The sequence below is a fragment of the Sphingopyxis sp. genome (assembly GCF_036402335.1).
Lineage (GTDB): Bacteria > Pseudomonadota > Alphaproteobacteria > Sphingomonadales > Sphingomonadaceae > Sphingopyxis.
Map to the genome: position 1 here is coordinate 1 of NZ_DASWTD010000267.1, position 20,958 is coordinate 20,958.

19 protein-coding genes and 1 tRNA gene are annotated in these 20,958 nt (G+C 66.5%); 13 read left to right on the forward strand and 7 right to left on the reverse strand.

What is annotated here, in order from left to right; translation table 11 throughout:
• Window positions 1-117: 117 nt before the first annotated feature.
• Together VGD20_RS08445 and VGD20_RS08450 are read right to left on the reverse strand one after the other, a co-directional pair.
• On the reverse strand, window positions 118-738 hold the full coding sequence (locus tag VGD20_RS08445) for a TetR/AcrR family transcriptional regulator (protein ID WP_331134019.1): 621 nt from the start codon (window positions 736-738) through the stop codon (window positions 118-120).
• Window positions 739-788: 50 nt separating this feature from the next.
• Window positions 789-1,169: an OsmC family protein gene (locus VGD20_RS08450; RefSeq protein WP_331134020.1), complete on the reverse strand. Its 381-nt coding sequence runs from the start codon at window positions 1,167-1,169 to the stop codon at window positions 789-791.
• A 215-nt stretch (window positions 1,170-1,384) separates the two neighbouring features.
• Here VGD20_RS08450 and VGD20_RS08455 point away from each other — a divergent pair, with 215 nt between their 5' ends.
• Genes VGD20_RS08455 through VGD20_RS08475 form a run of 5 tightly spaced genes read left to right on the forward strand, consistent with a single transcriptional unit; the run spans window position 1,385 to window position 8,276 of the window.
• A complete protein-coding gene (locus VGD20_RS08455) occupies window positions 1,385-3,580 on the forward strand; it encodes a TonB-dependent receptor (RefSeq protein ID WP_331134021.1) in 2,196 nt (731 codons plus the stop codon).
• 2 nt (window positions 3,581-3,582) lie between these two features.
• Window positions 3,583-4,809, forward strand: coding sequence for a cytochrome P450 (locus tag VGD20_RS08460; protein WP_331134022.1), 1,227 nt, complete (start codon window positions 3,583-3,585; stop codon window positions 4,807-4,809).
• The gene (locus VGD20_RS08465; RefSeq protein ID WP_331134023.1) at window positions 4,806-5,690 is read left to right on the forward strand and encodes an AraC family transcriptional regulator; all 885 of its coding nucleotides are present in this window, start codon (window positions 4,806-4,808) and stop codon (window positions 5,688-5,690) included. Before VGD20_RS08460 ends, VGD20_RS08465 begins: the two co-directional genes overlap by 4 nt.
• A gap of 12 nt (window positions 5,691-5,702) precedes the next feature.
• Complete coding sequence (locus tag VGD20_RS08470) at window positions 5,703-6,815, forward strand: NAD(P)-dependent alcohol dehydrogenase (RefSeq protein WP_331134024.1); 1,113 nt, start codon at window positions 5,703-5,705, stop codon at window positions 6,813-6,815.
• Window positions 6,816-6,842: 27 nt separating this feature from the next.
• Window positions 6,843-8,276: an aldehyde dehydrogenase family protein gene (locus VGD20_RS08475; RefSeq protein ID WP_331134025.1), complete on the forward strand. Its 1,434-nt coding sequence runs from the start codon at window positions 6,843-6,845 to the stop codon at window positions 8,274-8,276.
• A 3-nt stretch (window positions 8,277-8,279) separates the two neighbouring features.
• Here the strand turns inward: VGD20_RS08475 and VGD20_RS08480 are convergent, their stop codons facing one another.
• Window positions 8,280-8,978 carry a helix-turn-helix domain-containing protein gene (locus VGD20_RS08480; RefSeq protein WP_331134026.1) on the reverse strand — a complete coding sequence of 233 codons (699 nt, stop codon included), beginning with the start codon at window positions 8,976-8,978 and terminating at the stop codon, window positions 8,280-8,282.
• A gap of 151 nt (window positions 8,979-9,129) precedes the next feature.
• Here VGD20_RS08480 and VGD20_RS08485 point away from each other — a divergent pair, with 151 nt between their 5' ends.
• Entirely contained in the window at window positions 9,130-10,266 is a 1,137-nt protein-coding gene (locus tag VGD20_RS08485) for an acyl-CoA dehydrogenase family protein (protein ID WP_331134027.1), read from the forward strand.
• An 80-nt stretch (window positions 10,267-10,346) separates the two neighbouring features.
• On the opposite strand, the gene VGD20_RS08490 is transcribed toward VGD20_RS08485, so the two are convergent.
• Window positions 10,347-10,420, reverse strand: a tRNA-Cys gene (locus VGD20_RS08490).
• A 259-nt stretch (window positions 10,421-10,679) separates the two neighbouring features.
• On the opposite strand from VGD20_RS08490, the gene VGD20_RS08495 reads away from it, so the two are divergent.
• From VGD20_RS08495 to VGD20_RS08505, 3 genes are all read left to right on the forward strand, one after another.
• The gene (locus VGD20_RS08495; protein ID WP_331134028.1) at window positions 10,680-11,342 is read left to right on the forward strand and encodes a protein-L-isoaspartate O-methyltransferase; all 663 of its coding nucleotides are present in this window, start codon (window positions 10,680-10,682) and stop codon (window positions 11,340-11,342) included.
• Between the two features lie 31 nt (window positions 11,343-11,373).
• Complete coding sequence (locus VGD20_RS08500; protein ID WP_414714558.1) at window positions 11,374-12,870, forward strand: TolC family outer membrane protein; 1,497 nt, start codon at window positions 11,374-11,376, stop codon at window positions 12,868-12,870.
• A 135-nt stretch (window positions 12,871-13,005) separates the two neighbouring features.
• Window positions 13,006-13,365: a DUF2497 domain-containing protein gene (locus VGD20_RS08505; RefSeq protein WP_414714559.1), complete on the forward strand. Its 360-nt coding sequence runs from the start codon at window positions 13,006-13,008 to the stop codon at window positions 13,363-13,365.
• Here VGD20_RS08505 and nudC read toward each other — a convergent pair.
• The 3 genes from nudC to VGD20_RS08520 are packed head-to-tail and all read right to left on the reverse strand — an operon-like array spanning window position 13,362 to window position 16,566.
• Complete coding sequence (gene nudC, locus VGD20_RS08510; protein WP_331134030.1) at window positions 13,362-14,231, reverse strand: NAD(+) diphosphatase; 870 nt, start codon at window positions 14,229-14,231, stop codon at window positions 13,362-13,364. The genes VGD20_RS08505 and nudC overlap by 4 nt on opposite strands.
• Complete coding sequence (locus tag VGD20_RS08515; protein ID WP_331134031.1) at window positions 14,231-15,517, reverse strand: serine hydrolase domain-containing protein; 1,287 nt, start codon at window positions 15,515-15,517, stop codon at window positions 14,231-14,233. The genes nudC and VGD20_RS08515 overlap by 1 nt, the downstream gene beginning before the upstream one ends.
• Window positions 15,514-16,566, reverse strand: coding sequence for an A/G-specific adenine glycosylase (locus VGD20_RS08520; RefSeq protein ID WP_331134032.1), 1,053 nt, complete (start codon window positions 16,564-16,566; stop codon window positions 15,514-15,516). The genes VGD20_RS08515 and VGD20_RS08520 overlap by 4 nt, the downstream gene beginning before the upstream one ends.
• A 26-nt stretch (window positions 16,567-16,592) precedes the next feature.
• On the opposite strand from VGD20_RS08520, the gene VGD20_RS08525 reads away from it, so the two are divergent.
• From VGD20_RS08525 to VGD20_RS08540, 4 genes are all read left to right on the forward strand, one after another.
• On the forward strand, window positions 16,593-17,153 hold the full coding sequence (locus VGD20_RS08525; RefSeq protein ID WP_331134033.1) for a DUF721 domain-containing protein: 561 nt from the start codon (window positions 16,593-16,595) through the stop codon (window positions 17,151-17,153).
• A gap of 14 nt (window positions 17,154-17,167) precedes the next feature.
• Window positions 17,168-17,884, forward strand: coding sequence for a thioredoxin domain-containing protein (locus VGD20_RS08530; RefSeq protein WP_331134034.1), 717 nt, complete (start codon window positions 17,168-17,170; stop codon window positions 17,882-17,884).
• A gap of 47 nt (window positions 17,885-17,931) precedes the next feature.
• On the forward strand, window positions 17,932-18,669 hold the full coding sequence (locus VGD20_RS08535) for a thioredoxin domain-containing protein (RefSeq protein ID WP_331134035.1): 738 nt from the start codon (window positions 17,932-17,934) through the stop codon (window positions 18,667-18,669).
• Window positions 18,670-18,801: 132 nt separating this feature from the next.
• A partial coding sequence (locus VGD20_RS08540) for an AAA family ATPase (protein ID WP_331134036.1) occupies window positions 18,802-20,958 on the forward strand: 2,157 nt, incomplete at its 3' end.

The following is a 20,958-nucleotide window of genomic DNA, read 5'->3' on the forward strand; positions in this document are numbered from 1 at the left end:
GGTTCTACCGCGCGGCGGACGTCTCGGGGGAGAGCCTTATCTTTGTATACTGACTGGTATATAAGTCATGTTGCGCTGCGTCAAGGCTATTCTGTACCGGGCAGTAAAATTTTTCTACTAGCGACCCGGCCACAGCTTCAGGCTGGTTTCGACGAGCCGCTCGAGCTCGGCGCGCGTCGCGCCGGCGCCGGCCTGCACCGACATGCCCTGGTTCACCGCGGTCAGGAAGGCTGCAAGGCCTTCGGCGTCGGTGTCGGGCGGGAAATCGCCTTCTTCCTTGGCGCGTGCGAAGCGTTCGAGCATCGCGCGCTTCGCGACCGCGCCGCGTTCGAGCACCGCCTCGCGAATGCATTCGGCTTCGGCGCCGCATGCGACCGAACTGATGACGCCCAGACATCCGTTCGGATTCTCGGGGCAAGTGTACATGTCGAGCGCGCCGTACATCAGCCGCTCGGCAACGCCGCGCGCGGTCGGCGCGTCGAGCGCCGCATGCATATAATCGAGCTTTTCGCGCTCATAGAGGTCGAGCGCCTTGTTGAAGAGCGCTTCCTTGTTGCCGAAGGCCGCATACAAACTCGGCTTGGTGATCCCCATCGCGTCGGTCAGGTCGGCCATCGACGCGCCTTCATAGCCCTTCGACCAGAAGACGCGAAGCGCCGACGCCAGCGCCATATCGACGCAAAATTCGCGCGGTCGCCCCTTGTGCGGGGCAGAAGCGGGGATGGTTTCGATTTCCATAACGGCTGGTATATAAGTGGTAGATCGCAACTTGTCCAGTGGCCCGCCGGTCAGGCGAGCCGGGTGTCGATCGGTAGCCCGCCTTTCAGCGTCAGCGTCACCGGCGTTCGCTCGGCAATGTCGGCCAGGCGCGCCTTCTGCTCGTCGTCCAGCCCCGCGATCGTCAGCACCCGGTCGACCCGGAGGCCGTCCTTGCTCAGCAGCCGCAAGCCGACGTCGACCGATTCGAGCGGCCAGCCCTTGCGGTCGGCATACATGCGAAGCGTAATCGCGGTGCAGGCACCGAGCCCGGCGAGCAGGAAATCATAGGGTGCGGGCCCCCGATTCTGTCCGCCCAGCCCCGGCCCCTCGTCGCCGATCAGATCGTGACCGCTGACGTTGATTTCGGTGCGATAATGATCCTTGCCGATGCGCGCGGTTCCGTGGGCCATGACGATCCTTTCTGACGATGGGGTCGTCATTCCTATTCGCTGTTGCGGCGAAACGACAGGCCGATTTCCCGAACAAGAAATGTCAAAACTCGTTGCAAGGCGCGCTAAAGCCATGGCGCACCCGCCGTCCTAGCTTCCAACTTCGACAGGGCTCGCAGAAGCCCCGGCATTTTGGGAGAAGGACTATGGCAGCTTCGTCATTTGCGCGCGCCGTTATGGCTGCGCTCGCCGTTTCGACATCGACTTTGGCCATGGCGCAGGATGCGCCGCCCGTTGACGAGAGCGCCGCCGCCACCGACGGCGATATCGTCGTCACGGCGCAGCGCCGCGAGCAATCCTTACTCGACGTGCCGCTCGCGGTTACCGCGCTCGGCGGCGACACCCTCGCCGACCGCGGCATCACCAATTCGGCGCAGCTCGGCGACGCGGTCCCGAACCTCCAGATCAACAGCCCCTATGGCGATACGCAGCCGAACTTCTCGCTGCGCGGCATCGGCGTCGCGAACGAATATAACAGCAACCAGGCCTCGCCCGTCGGCGTCTATCTCGACGACGTCTATCTGGCGCCGCGCACCAGCCACGGCATGGGGCTGTTCGACCTCGACCGCATCGAGGTGCTGCGCGGGCCGCAGGGGACGTTGTTCGGGCGCAACACCACGGGCGGCGCCATCAACTTCATCACCAGGAAGCCGGGCCTCGCGGGCACCAGCGGCTATTTGCAGGTCGGCTACGCCAATTTCGACACCTTCACCGCGCAGGGCGCCGCCGAGGCGACGCTCGCCGAGGATGTCGCGGGACTCCGCCTCGCGGTGAATTATGCCAAGGGCGACGGGCAAATAAAGAATGTCTTCCCCGGCGGGCGCGACGCGGCGTCGGTCGACACGCTGCAAGGCCGCGCCTCGCTGCGCGTCAAGCCCACCGAGACGCTCGATATCGTGCTGCGCGCCTATGCCGGGCGTGATCGCGGGACGCAGGCGGCGGTGCATGGGCTCGCGGATTTCCGAACGGGCCTCGGATTTTTCGAGACCAACGAGAACCGGATCGGGGACAACAGGACCGATGCCTGGGGCTTTTCGGGCAATATCGCACTCGAACTCAGCGAGACGCTGAGCCTGACGTCGATCACCAGCTACGATGGCGGCAAGCAGGATCTCCAGCAGGCAGCCGACGGCGCGCCGATCGACCTGCTCGATATCAATTGGCGGTCAAAATACCGCCAGTTCAGCCAGGAATTGCGCGCCAATTATGACGGCGACGGGCTGACGTTTGTCGGCGGGCTGTTCTACGGCTGGGACCGCAACATTACCGACAACACCTTCAACCTGCCGCTGCCCCCGGCGGGCGGCTTCTTCCAGCATTACCGGCAGGTCCGCAAAAGCTATGCCGTATTCGGGCAGGCCGATATCGACCTCGCCGACCGGCTCGTGCTGACATTGGGCGCGCGCTACACCAAGGACAAGTCGCGTTACGACGATGCCTTCGCCTACCTCTTCGTCGGCGGCGTCGACGATCCGCAGACTCCGCTTGCGACGACGGTGCCCTGCCCCGGGGTCGCGGGAACCTGCCCTTACGATCCCGCCGCGCGCTTCGCGCTCGCCGACACGAACAATGCGCTGACCGGGCGCGTGGCCCTCAGCTACACTTTCGACGACGGCCCGCTTGTCTATGCGAGCTATAACCGCGGTTATCGCGCCGGCGCGGTCAATGGCGGCGGCTACACTTCGTCGAGCGGCATCGGCTATATCGAGCCCGAGCGCGTCAACGCCTATGAGATCGGGATCAAGGGCCGCGCGGGCGGGCGCCTGCTCACCTATGCCGCCTCGGCCTTCTATTACGACTATTCGAACCAGCAGCTGCAGGACACGCGCGCCGGGCCGGTGTCCTTCCTCGTCAATGCGCCCTCGTCCGAAGTCTATGGCTTCGAGGTCGAGACGACGTTGCGCCCGGTCGACGGCTTTCGTATCGACGCGTCGCTCGGCTGGCTGCACTCGAAATACAAGGAGTTGACGCTGCAAGGCGCCGACCTGTCGGGCAACAGCCTGCCCTTCGCGCCGAAGCTGACCGCGCAGCTCGGGTTCGAATGGGATGTCGTAGAGGTCGCGGGCGGCACGCTGACCTTCGCGCCGAACATGGCCTATTCGAGCCGCCAATATTTCTCGCCGTTCAACGACATCGACGCCCCCGGCACCCCGCAGGTGAACAGCGAGCTGCAGCAGGGCGCGAATGCCAAGGTCAACGCCTCGCTGAGCTGGTCGAACGACGCGCTGACGGTGCGGGCGTTCGCGAACAATATTTTCGAGCGCAAGACCTATGGCTATGGCCTCGACCTCCGCGGTGCGGGTTTCCCTTACAACTTCCTCGTGCCAAGTGCGCCGCGCACTTATGGCGTGTCCTTGCGCTACAGCTTCTGACGATGACCGACCTCGGGACGATCGATCTCAGGGACCCCGACCTTTACGTCGGCGGCATGCCCTATGCCGAGCTCGCGGCGCTGCGCGCTGCGGGTTCGGTCCACTGGAACCCCGAAAGCGATGGCGCAGGCTTCTGGGCAGTACTGGGATTCGACGATATCGTCACCGTGTCGCGGCAGGCCGATCTCTTTTCCTCGGCGCACGAAAATGGCGGGCACCGCATCTTCAACGAGAATGAGGTCGGGCTGACCGGCGCGGGCGAAGCAGCGATCGGCATCCCCTTCATCTCGCGCGATCCGCCGACGCACACCCAATATCGCAAGTTTGTGATGCCCGCGCTGTCGCCCGCGCGGCTGGAGGGCATCGAGGCGCGGATCGCCGAACGCGTCGAGCGCCTCTTCGCCGAAGTGCCGTTGAACGAGCCGGTGAACATCCTCCCGCTCCTGACCGTCCCGCTGCCGCTGCTCACGCTCGCCGAGCTGCTCGGCGTGCCCGCCGAGATGTGGCATGATCTTCACCGCTGGACCGACGCCTTCGTCGGCGAGGACGATCCCGATTTCCGCCAGTCTCCGCAAGCGATGCAGGCGGTGATGGGCGAGTTCGTCGGCTTCGCCGCCGCGCTGTTCGAGGAACGCCGCGCCAACCCCGGCCCCGATATCGCCTCGCTGCTCGCGAACACCGAAATTCATGGGCAACCCGTTCCGCTCGGCGATTTTATCGGCAACCTCATCCTCGCGCTCGTCGGCGGCAACGAGACGACGCGCAATTCGATCAACCACAGCCTGATCGCCTTTGCGAACAACCCCGAGCAATGGGACGCCATTCGCGCCGACCCCGGGCTGCTCCCGAACGCGGTGAAGGAAATGGTCCGCTACGCCAGCCCCGTGATCCATATGCGCCGCACCGCGACGCGCGATACCGAGCTCGGCGGGCAGGCGATCCGCAAGGGCGACAAGGTCGTCGTCTTCTACCCCAGCGGCAACCGCGACCCGTTGGTCTTTCCCGATCCCGACGCGTTCGACATAACCCGCCCGATCCGCCAGCATCTCGCCTTCGGTGCCGGCACGCATGTCTGCGTCGGGTCGCGCCTCGCCGAGATGCAATTGCGACTCGCCTTTGCCGAAATGGCGCGTCATGTTCGCCGGATAGAGATATTGGGAGAACCGAGCCGCGTGCGGTCGAACTTCATCAACGGCTTCAAGCGGCTCGACGTCAGGCTGACAGCGTGAAACAGGACAGCGTCTGGGATAATAAGGAAATCATCTGCGACGTCCTCGGCCGCGCGCCCGATGTCGAGATGGGGTCGTTCGGCGACGGCTGGTCGCTGTGCCGCTGGCGCCAGTTCGTCGGCAGCTACACCCTCCCCGCTTTGCCGCAACCGATCTTCACCGTTCATGTCGCGGGCAAGCCGCAGGTCAAGACTTGGGACCGCGACGGCTGGACCGAAACAAGCTCGATCCCCGGCTGCGCGACGATCGTCCCCGCGGGCATGCCGACCGGCTGGCTCGTCGACGGCGAACTCGACGTCGTGACGCTGTCGATGTCGTCCGACGTGCTCGCGGGGCAGCCGCACGCCGAACAGTTCAACAAGATGCGCTTCGCCTTCGCCGATCCGCTCGGCGTCGCGCTGACGCGCCAGATATTGTCCGAACTCTACGCGCCGCAGGCCGAGGAGCGCACCGCCTATGTCGCGGCGATGGTCAATGCGCTGAAGGCACATATCCTCTCGGGCCCGCCCGCGCACGGCAATCCGACCGAGATCCCGGTGTCCGATTTCTCGGCCTACCGCCTCCACAAGATCATGAATGCGGTGCTCGCGAACCCCGCCGACGAACATAGCCTCGAGGCGATGGCATCGGTTGCCGGCGTCACGCCGTCGCATTTCTGCCGCCTGTTCAAAAAGGCGACGGGCATTTCGCCGCACCAATATGTGATGAAGGCGCGGCTCGACCGTGCGCAGCAGATGCTCGTCCAGACCGACCTCAGCCTCGCCGCCTTGTCCGAGGCGACGGGCTTTACCAGCCAGAGCCATTTCAGCCGCGCCTTCCGCGCCTGGTTCGGCATGGCGCCGAGCGACTATCGCCAGCAGGAACGGCGCGGGCTTCACTGAACGGAGAAGAGAATGACCGAAGCGACGGCGGCCGTGGTGCGTCAGCCCGGCGGCGATTTCACGATCGAGACGATCGAGGTCGAAGCGCCGCGCGCGGGCGAGGTACGCGTGGCGATCGCCGGCGTCGGCCTCTGCCACACCGACCTGATCTTCCGCGACCAGTTCGCGCCCTTCGCGCTGCCCGGCGTGCTCGGTCATGAAGGCGCGGGGGTCATCGAAGCGATTGGTGAAGGCGTAGAGGGCCTCGCGATTGGCGACGAGGTGGTTGTCGGTTTTTCGAGCTGCGGCGCCTGTCCGCGCTGCGACGAGCATCTGCCAAGCTATTGCCAAAGCTTCGTGCCGCTGAACTATGCGGGGATGCGGCTCGACGACGGCTCGACCGCCTATACGAAGGACGGCGAGCGGGTCACCTCGCACTTCTTTGGCCAGTCCTCCTTCTCGGCGCTCACCGTCACCCGCGCGCGCAATGTCGTGAAGGTCGACACGGCGACGGTCGCGCTCGAGCTGCTCGGGCCGCTGGGCTGCGGGTTCCAGACCGGCGCGGGCGGGGTGATGAACTCGCTCGCCTGCCCCGCGGGATCGAGCATCGCGATCTTCGGCGGCGGGCCCGTGGGGCTGGCCGCGGTGATGGGCGCGGTCATCCAGGGCTGTTCGACGATCATCCTCGTCGAGCCGGTCGCCGCGCGGCGCGAGATCGGACTGGACCTCGGTGCAACGCATGTCATCGATCCGGCCGAAACAGCCGATCTGACCGAGGCTCTACGTGCGATTGTCCCGGCCGGCCTCGACTTCGCTTTCGACACCAGCGGCGTCGTTGCGGTGATCGAGGCGGGGCTTGCCGCGCTCGGCAGCCACGGCGCGATCGGGCTGGTCGGGGTGCCGTCGAAGGCCGATGCCGCGATCCGCGTCAATATCGCCGCGCTGATGACGCCGGGACACCGCATCATCGGGATCATCGAGGGCGACAGCGACCCGCAAAGCTTCATCCCCGAACTGATCGCGCATCATGCCGCCGGACGCTTCCCGTTCGACAGACTGATCCAGACCTTCCCGCTCGCCGACATCAACGCGGCGCTGGCCGCGCAGGCGCGCGGCGAGTGCATCAAGGTCGTGCTGATACCCTGAAAACACCGATAAAGCTGGAGACGAACGATGGATTTCGACCGCGACTATGCGATGCTGATCGACGGCAAGCTCGAAGGCGGCAGCGCAAGCTTCGACGTGCTCAACCCCGCAACCGAACAGGTGATCGGCAGCGTTCCCGATGCCGGCACCGACGACCTCGACCGCGCCATCGCCGCCGCGCGCGCCGCTTTCCCGGGCTGGGCTGCAACCCCGATCGCAGAACGCAAGGCGGCGCTGACCGCAATGGGCCAGGCGATCATGACCAACGCCGACGCCTTCAAGCGCCTGCTCACCGCCGAACAGGGCAAACCGCACGCCGAGGCCGAGGGCGAGGTGATGGGCGCCGGATACTGGCTGATGGGCGCCGCCAGCCTCGACCTGCCGGTCACGGTCAACGAGGACAGCGACGACCGCTACAGCGAGACGCGCCACGTCCCGCTCGGCGTCGTCGGCGCGATCGCGCCGTGGAATTTCCCGCTGCTGCTCGCGATGTTCAAGGTCGGCCCCGCGTTGCTCGCGGGGAACACGATGGTCCTCAAACCCTCGCCCTTCACCCCGCTCACGACGCTGAAATTCGGCGAGCTAGTCAAGGACATCCTCCCGCCCGGCGTGCTCAACATCGTCACCGGCGGCGACGCGCTCGGGCCGTGGATGACGAGCCACGCGGGCTTCGACAAGATCAGCTTCACCGGATCGACCGCGACCGGGCGCCGCGTGATGGAATCGGCGGCGCCGACGCTGAAGCGCGTCACGCTCGAACTCGGCGGTAACGATGCCGCGATCGTCATGCCCGACATCGACGTCGAAAAGGTCGCCGAGGAGCTGTTCTGGGCGGCGTTCCGCAACAATGGCCAGATCTGCATCGCGACCAAGCGCATGTATGTCCACAAGGACGTTTACGAGCCGTTGAAGGCGGCACTGGTCGCTTACGCGAAGACGGTGAAGGTCGGCGACGGGTCCGAGCAGGGCACGCAGATCGGCCCGATCAACAATGCGGCGCAATACCGCCGCGTGCTCGATCTCATCCAGGACGCAAAGGACAAGGGCTATACATTTCTTGTCGGCGGCGAAGCGGCCGATGTGCCCGGCTATTTCATCCCCGTCACTATCCTCGACAATCCGCCCGAGGACAGCCGTATCGTGCAGGAAGAACAGTTCGGCCCCGTCCTGCCGCTGATCCGGTTCGACGATGTCGACGACGCCGTCGCGCGCGCCAACGACACCGACTATGGCCTTGGCGGCTCGGTCTGGGCGCGCGACGAGGACAAGGCGTTCGACATCGCACAGCGCATCGCGAGCGGCACGGTGTGGGTCAACGAAACGCAGCACCTGTCACCGACCGCTGCGTTCGGCGGCATGAAGCAGTCAGGCGTCGGGGTCGAAGGCGGGCTGGAAGGTTTGCTCGAATATACCAATGCCCAGACGATCGTCCGCCGCAAACGGGCAACCGTGCCGGGATGATTGCTAGGCCGCGACGGGTTTTGTCTTGGCGAAGGGACTAAGGCCCAGCCAGGCTTCGATGTTTTCTGACAGCGCATCGTCACCGGTCAGCACCAGTCGCCGGTCACCCACGGCTTCGGCCAGCGTGTCATAGCCCATCCAGATCGCAGTCATCGTCCTGAGGTCGGCCGAGACATAGAGATCGACGTCGGCGCCCGGATCGACCGAGCATAGCTGGGTTTCCTGGCCGGGTTCGACCACCAGCCACCACGATCGCCGGTCGGCGGGCAGTTCGGGATAGCGAAATTGCACGATGACCTTGCGACCGGGCATCGGGTCGAGCACCAGCCCGCGCCGCATGTCCCACATCAGCAGCTGCACATCGAGCCGTTCGAGCGACAGGTCGCCGTCGATCCAGCGCTTGCCCCAGACGCCGAAAGCGTCGACCACGGGCGCGAGCTCCTGCCCGGCGCGCGTCAGCCGATAATCGAACACCCCCGATTCGCGCGCGACGGGCGTGCGATGAACGATACCCGCCGCTTCCAGATCTTTCAGCCGCTGTGAAAGGAGCGCGGGTGACATGCGCGGCACGCCGCGGCGCAAGTCATTGAATCGCGTCGATCCCGCAGCCAGTTCGCGGACAAGGACGATCGTCCAGCGCGTGCACAAAATCTCCGCGGCCATCGCCACAGGGCAGAACTGGCCATAGCTGGCGTTTGCCATGATGAACTCCTCCCGAGGCCGGTATATACTGTATCGGCCGTCCGCGACGCGAGTTCAGTTTCTGTATCGGGCCGATTCAGTTCCTGAACTATCCGCCGCGGCATCGCGCCGCCATGACCATCGCCAGCAAGGGAATGCTCAGGAGATGAACATGTTAGTAGCAGCACAAACAAAGACCCCCGATTATTGGTACGAAATCGCCGACCGGATTGCGGAAAAGATTTCCGCATCGGCCGCGCAGCACGACCGCGACGGCAGCTTTGTCGCCGAAAATTACGACCTGCTTCGCGAAGCCGGCCTGATCGGCGCGGCGGTCCCCGTCGAACTGGGCGGCGACGGCCTCGACTATGCCACGCTGTGCGGGATCGTGCGCCGGCTCGGGAAAAGCTGCGGTTCGACGGCGCTCGCTTTCTCGATGCATTGCCATCAGATCGCGGCAGCCGCCTGGCGCTGGGAGCATCTGCAGGCGCCGACCGATGGCCTGCTCCGCCGCGTCGCGGCAGAAAATCTCGTCCTTGTGTCGAGCGGCGGGTCCGACTGGCTGCAGGGCGGCGGAACCGCGACCAAGGTCGAAGGAGGTTTCCTGATCAACGCCCGCAAGGTCTTTTCGAGCGGTTGTCAGGCGGGCGATATGCTGATGACGAGCGCGGTCCACGACGATCGCGAAGCCGGACCGAGCGTGCTGCATTTCGGTGTTCCGTTCGGCGCCGAGGGCGTAACGATCATCGACACATGGGACACGCTGGGAATGCGCGGCACGGGATCGCACGATGTCGAACTCAAGGATTTCTTCCTCGCCGACGCCGCGGTGTCGGGCCGGCGTCCGCAGGGAAAATGGCATCCGCTGTTCCACATCATCAGCATGATCGCCTTTCCGCTGATCTATTCGGCCTATCTCGGCGTCGCCGAAAGCGCACGCGATGCAGCGCTCGAGCTCGCGCGGCGCAAACCGGCGAACGCGGGGCTGATCGCGCTTGTCGGTGATATGCAAAATGCGTTCTGGACCGCCGAAACCGCACTGGACGCGATAGTCGCGACCGCGGCGAGCGCCAATCCCGGTCCCGAAACGACCAGCGCGGTGATGACGGGACGGACGGTTGCCGGGCGCGCCGCGATCCGGACCGCCGAACTCGCGATGGAAGTAGCGGGCGGCGGCGCCTTTTACCGCGGCTCGGTGATCGAGCGCGCGTTCCGCGATATACAGGGTGCGCGGTTCCACCCGCTCCAGGAGCCCGCACAGCGCGACCTGAGCGGCCGCCTGGCTTTGGGGCTCGATATTGACGCCTGACGCCGATCGACCCCGAACGAAAACCTCGCCCCCGCTTCCCGCGGGGGCGGCATCATAATGCCCGATATCGAATGAAGTTCTGGAGGCCCGAGCCGGAATCGAACCGGCGTGCGCGGATTTGCAGTCCGCTGCGTCACCACTCCGCCATCGGGCCTCGCCGAAAGCCGTGACCGCTGCTGCGGACGGCCGGGTGTGGAACGGCGCCGCTAGTGAGGGCCTTTCACCCCCTTGTCAAGGATTCGCCGGAAACATGCCGCCAAGCCCGCATCGCGATGCGGGCTTGGCGGCATCGGCGTTGCCAGCTATGCGCGGCGGCAGTGCGGCTGCGGGGCTGTATTACTATTGCAATACAGCATCGCTTCGGCTAGAGCTGCCCTGCAAAGGGTGATGCCCCAGGGAATCGGAAAAGACTGATGGCGACCAAGTTTAGCGAAATTACAGCGGCGGAGATGCGTTCCGCCATGATCGACAGCCAGCTCAGGACCAACGACGTCATCGACCCCGCGGTCGTGGGCGCAATGGCCGCGGTGCCGCGCGAAGCCCATGTCCCCGCGGCGCTCGCCAGCGTCGCCTATATGGACCGCGCGATCGCGCTGGGCGGCGGCCGCGCGCTGAACGCGCCCCTGGTCACCGGGCGCATGCTGGTCGCCGCGGCGATCCGTCCGGGCATGCGTGTGCTGCTCGTTGGCAGCGCCACCGGCTACACGGCGGCCCTGCTCGCGCGGCTCGGCGCTGAAGTTCACGCCGTCGAGGAACAGGCCGAGCTGATGACTACCGCACGGGATGCCGTTACCGGCGAAAATATCCACTGGGTCGAGGGCCCGCTGAGCGCCGGCGCGCCGGGCGCAGCGCCGTTCGACCGGATTATCGTCGAGGGCGCGATCGACACGTTGCCGGACGAGCTTGCCGCGCAGCTGGCCGAGGGCGGCCGGCTGGTCGCGGCGCGGCGCGAGGGCGCAGTCACGCGGCTGGTTCACGGCGTGAAGGCCGGCGGAGTGGTTCCGCTACGCAGCTTCGCGGACATGGACGTCGCGCCACTTCCCGGCTTTGCGGCGCCGGCGGGCTTCCAATTCTGACGCGCTTCTTTCCTTGTTTCAGGCTGAAAAAATGATGTTCGAGACCAACAAGAAACAGCCTCTCCACCGCGCCCGATGGCTTGCCGGCCTCGCCATCGGCGCATTGGCGCTGCCCGCCGCGGCGCATGCCGAAACGCTGCAGGGGGCGCTGGCCAAAGCCTATGAAAACAACCCGACGCTGACCGCGGCGCGCTCCGGACAGCGTGCGAACGACGAAAATGTCCCGATCCAGAAGAGCTTCGGCCTTCCCGAGATCAACACGCGCGCGGACTATGAAGAAAATCTCATCATCCCCGGCAACAACACATCGTCGCCCATGCGGTCCTTCGTCGCGACCGGACAGGTTTCGGTTCCAATCTATCAGGGCGGCGCGGTGCGCAACGCGGTCAAGGCGGCCAAATTCCGCGTCGAGGCGGGCCAGGCCGATCTGCGCGCGACCGAGGCGAGCGTTTTTTCGCAGACCGTCGGCGCTTATATGGACGTCATCCGCGATCAGGCGATCGTCCAGCTCAACCAGAAGAATGTCTCGGTCCTGCGCACCAATTTGCAGGCGACGAGCGACCGTTTCGAGATCGGCGACCTGACGCGCACCGACGTCGCGCAGTCCGAAGCGCGACTCGCGCTGGCCGAAGGCGATTTGCGCAATGCCGAAGCGAATCTGATCGCCAGCCGCGAATCCTACATCCGCCTTGTCGGCGATGCGCCGGTCGACCTTCAGGCTCCGCCGACGCTGCCGAACCTGCCCGCAAGCGCCGAGGAAGCGGTCGGCATCGCGCTGAACAGCAATCCCGACATCGAATCGGCAAATCAGACGGTCAATGCGTCCAAGGCCGATATCGGCAGCGCCAAAGCGTCGCGTGCGCCGAAAGTGTCGGCGACGCTCGGCGGGGGGTACAACAACTTCCTTGGCTCGCTCAAGAGCGGGATCAGCGGCTTCAACGTGCTCCAGGAAACGTCGAATGCCGCCGCGGGCGTGCAGGTCACGCTGCCGATCTTCACCGGCGGGCGCCGGTCGGCGCAGGTACGCCAGGCCCAGTCGCGCAGCAGCCAGGCGATCGAGAATTACGTCGAGGTCGAGCGCGGCGTGATCGCGCAGACACGCGGCGCTTATGCTGCGTGGCAGGCGAACGAGCGGATCATTTCCGCGACGCAGCAGGCGGTGAGCGCCAACGCCCTGTCGCTCGAAGGTGTGCGCGCCGAAAACAGCGTCGGTACGCGCTCGATCCTCGACATATTGAACGCCGAGCAGGAATATCTGAACACGCAGGTCCAGCTCGTGTCGGCACAGCGCAACAGCTACGTCGCCGCTTTCTCGGTCCTCGCCGCGATGGGCAAGGCGGAAGCGCGCGACCTCGGTATCGAGGGCGGCTCGCTCTACGACCCCGAAGTCAATTACCGGCGCGTGAAGGGCGAAATCTGGGATTGGGCCGACGACCCGGCGCCGCAGCAGCAAGCGACCGATACGCGTGCGATTCCGGCTGCGACCGCCACCGTTCCGGTGGGCCCGCCCTCACTGCCGCCACAATAAGGCTTGGCAAAATGCGCCCCAAATCGGTAAGAGAACGGTTAACCATCCGGTAATCGCGATGGTTTAGGGGGTTGGGTTATGGGCGATATGTCGCGGGAACCGTCGATGGAAGATATCTTGTCGTCGATTCGGCGCGTGATCGCGCGGGATGAGGCGCCGGGTTCGGTGCGCGAAATTCGTGTTCCCGAAGCCGACGATATTCTCGATCTCCAGGACGAACAGGACGCCGCCGCCAATGCCGCGCCCGAAGAGCTTGTTTCCGAAGCCAGCGCCGACGCCGCGCGCCAGTCGCTCGAGGCGTTGACGGCTGCCATCGCGCCCGCCGTGGCCGCGGCAACTGTCGCGGCGCCTGCACCCGCGGGCCGCACGATGGAGGACGTCGTCCTCGACGCGCTGCGCCCGATGCTCAAGGACTGGCTCGACGCCAACCTCCCGTCGCTCGTCGAGGCGATGGTGGCGAAGGAAATCAGCCGGATTACCGGCAAGCGGCTCTAGGCCGCCCAATCTTCCAGCAGGTGACGCGCGATCGCCAGCGACGGCGGCGCCAAAAACGGCGCGCCCATGTCGCCCGCCAGCGCGGCCCGCACCTCGGCCTTGTCGACCCACATCGCCGCCTCGATCTCGGTCGTATCGAGCGTCAGCGCGGGATCCTTCGCGACCGCGCGGCAACCGATCATCAGCGACGACGGGAAGGGCCAGGGCTGGCTCGCGACATAGCGGACGTCCGAGACGCGGATTCCCGCTTCCTCCCATAATTCGCGCGCAACTGCCTCTTCCAGCGATTCACCCGGCTCGACGAATCCCGCGAGCGCCGAAAAGAAACCGGGCGGAAAGCCGCCCTGCCGCCCGACGAGCACACGCCCGTCGCATTCGGCAAGCATGATGACGACGGGATCGACGCGCGGGAAATGCTCGGCACTGCAACTGCCGCAGCGGCGACCCCAGCCGCCGCGAAACAGGTCGGTCGGCAGTCCGCAGACGGCACAGAAGCGGTGTCGCGCGTGCCAGTCGACGAGGCTGCGTGCCCCGCCATAAAGTGCCGCCTCCGCACCCGAAAGCAAGGGTAGCAGCCGCATTACCGTGCGCGACCGTGCATCGATCCGCGCCCCAAGCGATGCTTCGCGCACGAAATGCGGGATCGCATCATCGTCGATTCCGAGCAGCATCAATGCACGATCGTCGGCGGGATCGAGCGCCTCCCACGACAGTCCGCCGCCGTCGCCGGGCACGAAATCGATCCCGTCGAGCACAAGACAGCGCGCGCGCGGATCGGCTGCCGCCGCAGCAAAACGCTCCGCATCGGTGCGCAGCTGGTCGGCGCGGTCGAGCCACGCCCCGGTGAAACCGAGCGGCAAGGACATCAGCCGGCGACATCCTTGAAGAAGGTCTCGCCGAACTTCGACTGGAACGGCACGGCGTCCGACGGCATGATCTGCGTATAGCCCGCCGCGCGATAGCCGAGCTTCCGGTGAACGAAGCCGATCGTCCCCGCTGCACCCGCCCAGCCGAAAATGCCTTCCCCGCCCGGCGAGGTCGGCAGCGACACGCGGCCACCGGCGCCGAAGCCCTGCCCGTCGATGAAGGTGCCCTTACGCTCGACGCTGTCGGCAATGAGGTTCGACATCGCGAGCCGCGCAGTTTCGGGTTTCAGGATCCGGACGCCTCCGGTCGTTCCCTCGCCAAGCAGCATCGCGAGGAAACGGTCGTAATCGCGCGCGCTCGAAACGAGCCCGCCGCCGCCATAGGGGATCGGCGGCTGGTCGAGATAGATCGAACTCGTCGCCGGGTCGACCGGAAGCAACGCGCCGCCCATCGGCGCATAGTTGGTCGTGAACCGCCCGACGTCGCTCGCAGCGACGCGAAAGCCCGTGCTCGTCATACCGAGCGGATCGAAGATGCGCGCCTTGAGGAAGGCATCGAAGGATTGCCCCGACACGACCTCGATCACCCGCCCCATCAGGTCGAGCCCGACCGAATAGCTCCAGCGCGTTCCGGGCTCGTAAACGAGTGGCAGTTTCGCCAGCCGGTCGGCGAACTCGGCGAGACTCGGCGCCGGCTTGGTCGTCGGAAGCCCCGGGATAGGCAGCCGGCTCACCTGCCCGCCGAAGATTCCCGCATCGTCATAGGCTTTCTTGATCGGCCCCTTCTGGATGATGCCATAGCCGAGCCCGGCGGTATGCGTGATGAGCTGGCGGACCGTGATCGGGCCTTTCGCGGGGCGCACATCGGTGATCGACCCGTCGGGCACATTCTGCACCTGCATGTCGGCGAAGGCGGGCAGGAAGTCGGCGATCGGCTGGTCGAGCGTCATCTTGCCGTCCTCGATCAGCAGCATCGCGGCGATGCCGGTGATCGGCTTGGTCATCGAATAGAGGCGCCACAAAGTGTCGGGACCGACCGGAGCACCGCCGTCGATCGACTGCACACCCGCACCGAAAAACACCGGCGCGTCCTGCCCCTTGCCGATCGCGGCGAGCGTCCCGGCGAGCTCGCGGCGGTCAACAAAGCCTTTGATAAAGGCGTTGGTCGCAGGATAGAGCGCCGCACCGTCGACTTTCCACGCGAATGCGGCGCGCGGCAGCAGCGCGGCGGTCCCGCCCAGCGCCAATCCGCCCAGCAGCGCCCGGCGCGAAACCATCATGTTCATCCACGTTTCTCCAGCATCTTGCCTACCAGTTTGCGATAGAGCGTCGGCAGCCCCGCCGCGTCAAGGTCCGAGATCGGCCACCATTCGCCTTCCGCTGCGGCATCCGGGACTTCGGGCGGGGCTTCGCGGCGCACCAGGGTCAACGTCAGGTCGAAATGGGTGAACCCGTGGTCGACGCTGGCCACCCCCGACTCGGACAGCGGGGCGTTGATCCAGTCGCCGCCGGGCAAGGCACGCATCCCGCCGAGCATGCCCTTGCCCGGACGGCGGACGAGCCAGATGCGACCATCGGCCTCGATCCAGTGCGCGATGCCATGGCGACGCGGCTTCGCCTTTTTGGGCGGCTTGACCGGCAAGCGGTCGATATCGGCGCGACCCCGCGCGCGGCAATCGGCCATGACCGGACAGATCGCGCAGGCCGGCGCGCGGGGGGTGCAGATCGTCGCGCCGAGGTCCATCAGCGCCTGTGCAAAATCGCCCGGCCGATCCCGCGGGACGAGCGGAGCGAGCGCGGCGCGAATTTCGCGCTTGGCCAGCGGGAGCGGCGTCTCGATCAGCCGATGGCGGGCGATCACGCGCTCGATATTGGCGTCGACGACGATCGCCGGCCGGCCGAAAGCAATCGCGGCGACCGACGCCGCGGTATAGTCGCCGATCCCGGGCAACGCCCGCAGCTCCGCCTCGCTGCCCGGAAAACGGCCGCCGTGATCGGCGACCACCGCGCGCGCACAGGCGAGCAGGTTGCGGGCGCGGGCATAATAGCCGAGCCCCGCCCAGGCCGCCATGACGTCGGCATCATCCGCCGCGGCAAGATCGGCGACCGTCGGCCAGCGCTCGGTAAAACGGGCGAAATAGCCCGCAACTGCGGCGACGGTCGTCTGCTGCAGCATGACCTCGGCCAGCCATATCCGATAGGGGTCGGGAACCGCATCGCTATGCGGCGCGATGCGCCATGGCAGCACCCGCGCGGCATGGTCGTACCAGCCGAGCAAGCGGTCCGCGAAATCGCCCGCGAGCGCATCGGCAATGTGGGAAGTCTGGACGCTCACCCCCCGCCTATGGCATGGCACCCGGCATGGCGAAAGACACAGGAGAGGACCGGCCGGCCAAAAAGGCGAAGGCGAAAGGCGGGAAGCCGCCCGCACGCGTCTACGAACGCCCGCGCGGCGGCGACGCGCGCATGATCTCCGACCTCGTTCCCGAAATCGGCCGCGCCGCGTTCCGGAAATTCGGTTTCATTCAAAGTTCGGTCGTCAGCCGCTGGCGCGAGATCGTCGGCGACCGCCTTGCCGACGTTACGCAACCCGCGATGATCCGTTTCCCGGCCGGCCAGAAGGCGGGCGGCACGCTGCATCTCACGATCAGCGGGGCCCATGCGCCGATGCTGCAGCATGTCGCCCCCGACATCCTCGCGTCGGTCAACCGCTTCTTTGGCTATGCCGCCGTCGCGCATGTCCGCATGACGCACGGACAGGTCACGCCCGCCGCGCCCGTTCAGCCACCGGCAATGCTGAAACCCGTACCTGCCGAACTGGGGGACAGTTTGCGCGATATCGGCGACCCGGAACTCAGGACCGTGCTCGAACGCATGGCCGCCGGGCTGGCGACGCCGCCGAAACTCCCCCGGATCAGTTAAAGGACCCACCGACGATGTCCGTTTTAGACGACCCGCTTCTCGATCGCCGCACCGCCGTTCTTGCGCTTTCGGGTGTGGCCTGGACCTTGCTCGCCGCGGCACCCGCCAAAACCGCGGCCTGGTCGCAGACCGTCACCACGAGCTCGATCGGCTCCTTTGTGGTCGGCAACCCCGCCGCCAAGGTGCGGCTGGTCGAATATTTCAGCTATACCTGCAGTCATTGCGCCGATTTCGCAAAGGCGGGCTCGCTGCCGCTGAAAACGGGCTATCTCGACCGCGGCCTCATCCTGTTCGAATATCGCAACCTGGTGCGCGATCCGGTCGACATGACCGCGGCACTGCTGGCGCGCGCAGGCGGCCCCAAGGCGTTCGCCGGAAACCATCAGGCGATCTTCGCCGCCTTCCCGGCCTTCATGACCAAGGTAACGAAAGCGACCGACACGCAAAAGACGAGCTGGTTCGAAGGCACCACGGGCGAGCGGGCACGCAAGATTGCCGCTGATACGGGGCTCACAGCCTTGATGCGCGCGCGCGGCTATACCCAGGCACGGCTCGATGCCGCGCTCGACAGCGAAGTCGCGCAGGCCGAACTCACCGGCATGACCAACATCGCGCTCAGCACCGACCACGTCCAAGGCACGCCGAGCTTTTTCATCAACGGACGCAACGCCGAAGTCACCGTCTGGCCCGCACTTAAATCGAAACTCGACCTCGCGCTCAAGGCCTCGTAAAAGCGCCGCATTCCCGACCGTTCCGCCCTAGTGGAGAAAGACAGATTATGACCCTGCTGCGTACCGCCCTGCTGACCTCGATGGGCGCGCTCGCCCTTGCCGCCTGCGGCGAAAGCAAGACCGATCCCGCCAAGGAACAGGATGTGATCGCCAAGGTCGCGGCCCCGGCCGGCAAAAGCTGGTCGCAGGTCGTCCGCGTTGACGGCGACGGCGTGGTGATGGGCAATCCCGACGCGCCGATCAAACTCGAGGAATTCGGCGCCTTTACCTGCGGCCACTGCGCGCAGTTCGCCAAGGATTCGCATGAAGAGCTGAAGCGCGACTTCGTCGACACCGGCCGCGTGTCGTACAAGCTGACGCCGTTCATGCTTCACCCGGTCGACGCGATTTCGGGCGCGATCGTAAAATGCACGGGCACCGAGCGCTTCTTCCCGCTCGCCGACGCGACCTTCCTCGAGCATGAAGCCTTCATCGCGGGTGCGCAGAAGCCGCAGCCGGGAATCGAAGCCGCGATGAAACTGCCACCCGCCGAACGCTTCATCGCGCTTGCCAAGGGCTGGGGGATCGATCAATTCTACCAGCAGCGCGGTGTCCCGGCGGCGACGATCAACCAGTGCCTCGCCAAGGTCGACAATGTCTCGGCGATCGAGAAAGGCACCAATGCGGGTGTCGAGAAATACCAGATCACCGGTACGCCGACCTTCGTCATCAACGGGCAGGTCGTCGAAGGCGTCGCCACATGGGGCCCGCTGCGCGACCGCTTGCGCACGATGGGCGCGCGTTGATCCATATTGCAAGGGGCGGACGAATCCTGCCCCTTGCGACTCCCCCGGCCACGCGGCATGACGGCTTGCAGGGGGATATGTGACACCAAGGTTGCAACAGCTCCGATTCGATGACCTGCGCGGGATGATCCCGTGCAGATAAAGCGGCTGCGCCTCACCGGTTTCAAATCGTTCGTCGAACCCACCGAATTGCGCATCGAACCCGGGCTAACCGGTGTCGTCGGCCCCAATGGCTGCGGCAAGTCGAACCTGCTCGAAGCGATCCGCTGGGTGATGGGCGAATCCAGCGCCAAGTCGATGCGCGGCGGCGGAATGGAGGATGTGATCTTCGCCGGCACATCGTCGCGCCCGGCGCGTGACTTTGCCGAGGTCGCGCTGCATTGCGACACCGAGGGCGCGCTCGTCGCAGGACTGTCCGACGGCGGCGACGGCGACGATCTCGAAGTCATCCGCCGCATCGAGCGCGGCGCGGGCAGCGCCTATCGCGCCAACGGCCGCGACGTGCGCGCGAAGGATGTCGCGCTGATCTTTGCCGACGCGGCGACCGGGGCGCACAGCCCGGCGCTCGTCAGCCAGGGCAAGATCGCGAACGTCATCGCCGCGAAGCCGACCGACCGCCGCGCGATGCTCGAGGAAGCCGCCGGCATCGCGGGGCTGCACGTGCGCCGCAAGGATGCCGAGCAGAAGCTGCGCGCGACCGAAACCAACCTCACCCGCCTCTCCGAAATCGTCGCCGACATGGAGGTGCGCGCGAATGCGCTGCGCCGGCAGGCTCGCGCGGCGGAGAAATACAAGAAGCTCAGCGACGATATCCGCATTGCCGAAGGGCGGCTGATCTATGCACGCTGGCGCGATGCCGCTGCCGCCGCCGATCAGGCGCGCCGCGACGCCGATGCCGCCGAGGCGGCGGTGAAGACTGCGCAGGACGAACTCGAAACCGTTTCGCAAGCGCAGAACGAGGTCGCGACGCGCGTCGCCGCGGCGCGGGCAGATGCCCAAACGCAGCGCGACGCGCTTGCCGAGGCGACCGCGACGCAGGTGCGGTTGCAGGGCGAGGAACGCGCGGCGCTGCAGCGGCTGGAGGATCTGGCGACGCAGCAACGGCGGATCGCCGATGACCGGGCGCATGAAGGCGAACTCGCGCGCGAAGCGCATGCCGCGCTGACCGCGCTCGATGTCGAAACGAAATCGCTGGCGCAGGACATCGCCGGGCACGATGCCGGTAAAGCGGCGCTGGCAGAGGCCAGCCTCGCGGCACAGGCGCGGCTGCGCGATGCCGAAGTCGCACTGGCACAGGCACGCGCAAGGGCAGCGAGCGAAGCCGCCGACCGGCGTATTGCAGTATCGGCGCGCGATAGCGCAGAGACAGCGGTGCGCCGCATCGCGAACGACAAGGCGCGCGTCGATGCCGAGGTCGCTTCGCTCGGCGACAGCAGCGCGCTCGCGGCAACGTACGCCGAAAGCGTGGCGGCCGCCGAAACCGCCGAAGCGGCGATCACGGCCGCGGAAACTGCGCTGCACGAAGCCGAGGCCGGCCGCCAGGCGACCGCCGCGAATCTCGCGGGCATCGACGCAGCCCTCGCCGAGGCGCGCGCTGCGCTCGCTGCGCTGGAAGGAGAGGCGGCAACGCTCGAGCGCGCGCTCGCCGCCGCGCGCAGCGACGCCGACCGCGTCCTCGACCAGCTGCGCGTCGCGCCTGGTCATGAAGCCGCGCTCGCCGCCGCGCTCGGTGACGATCTCGATGCCGGGACCGATCGGAACGCGGCACGCAGCTGGGGTGGCGCCGATACGGCAAAGGACGATCCCTCCCTGCCCGCCGGGACAAAGCCGCTCGCCGAATATGTGCGAGCGCCTGCCGCGCTCGGGCGCCGCCTCGCGCAGGTCGCGGTAGCTGAAAACGACACGGGCCAGCCGCTCGCGGTCGGCCAGCGCCTCGTCACCACCGACGGCGTGATGCGCCGCTGGGACGGCTTCGTCACGCGCGGCGACGGCGCGACCGCGACCGAACGGCTGCAACGCCAGAACCGCCTCGACGAACTCGCAGCGCAGCGTCCGCAGGTCGAACTCGGCGTGCAGGATCTGCGCGACCGGCGCGATGCCGCCGCCACCAAGGCGTCCGACCTGACCGCTGCCGCAGCGACGGCGCGCAAGGCGCTCGCGCAGGCCGACGAAACGCGGCGCAGCGCGCTGCGCGCCGCCGACCAGGCGCAGGCCGCGATCGACCGCCACCGCGATGCCGCGGCGCTGTTCGACCGCCGCCTTGCCGAAATCGCCGAGGCCGCGAAGGAC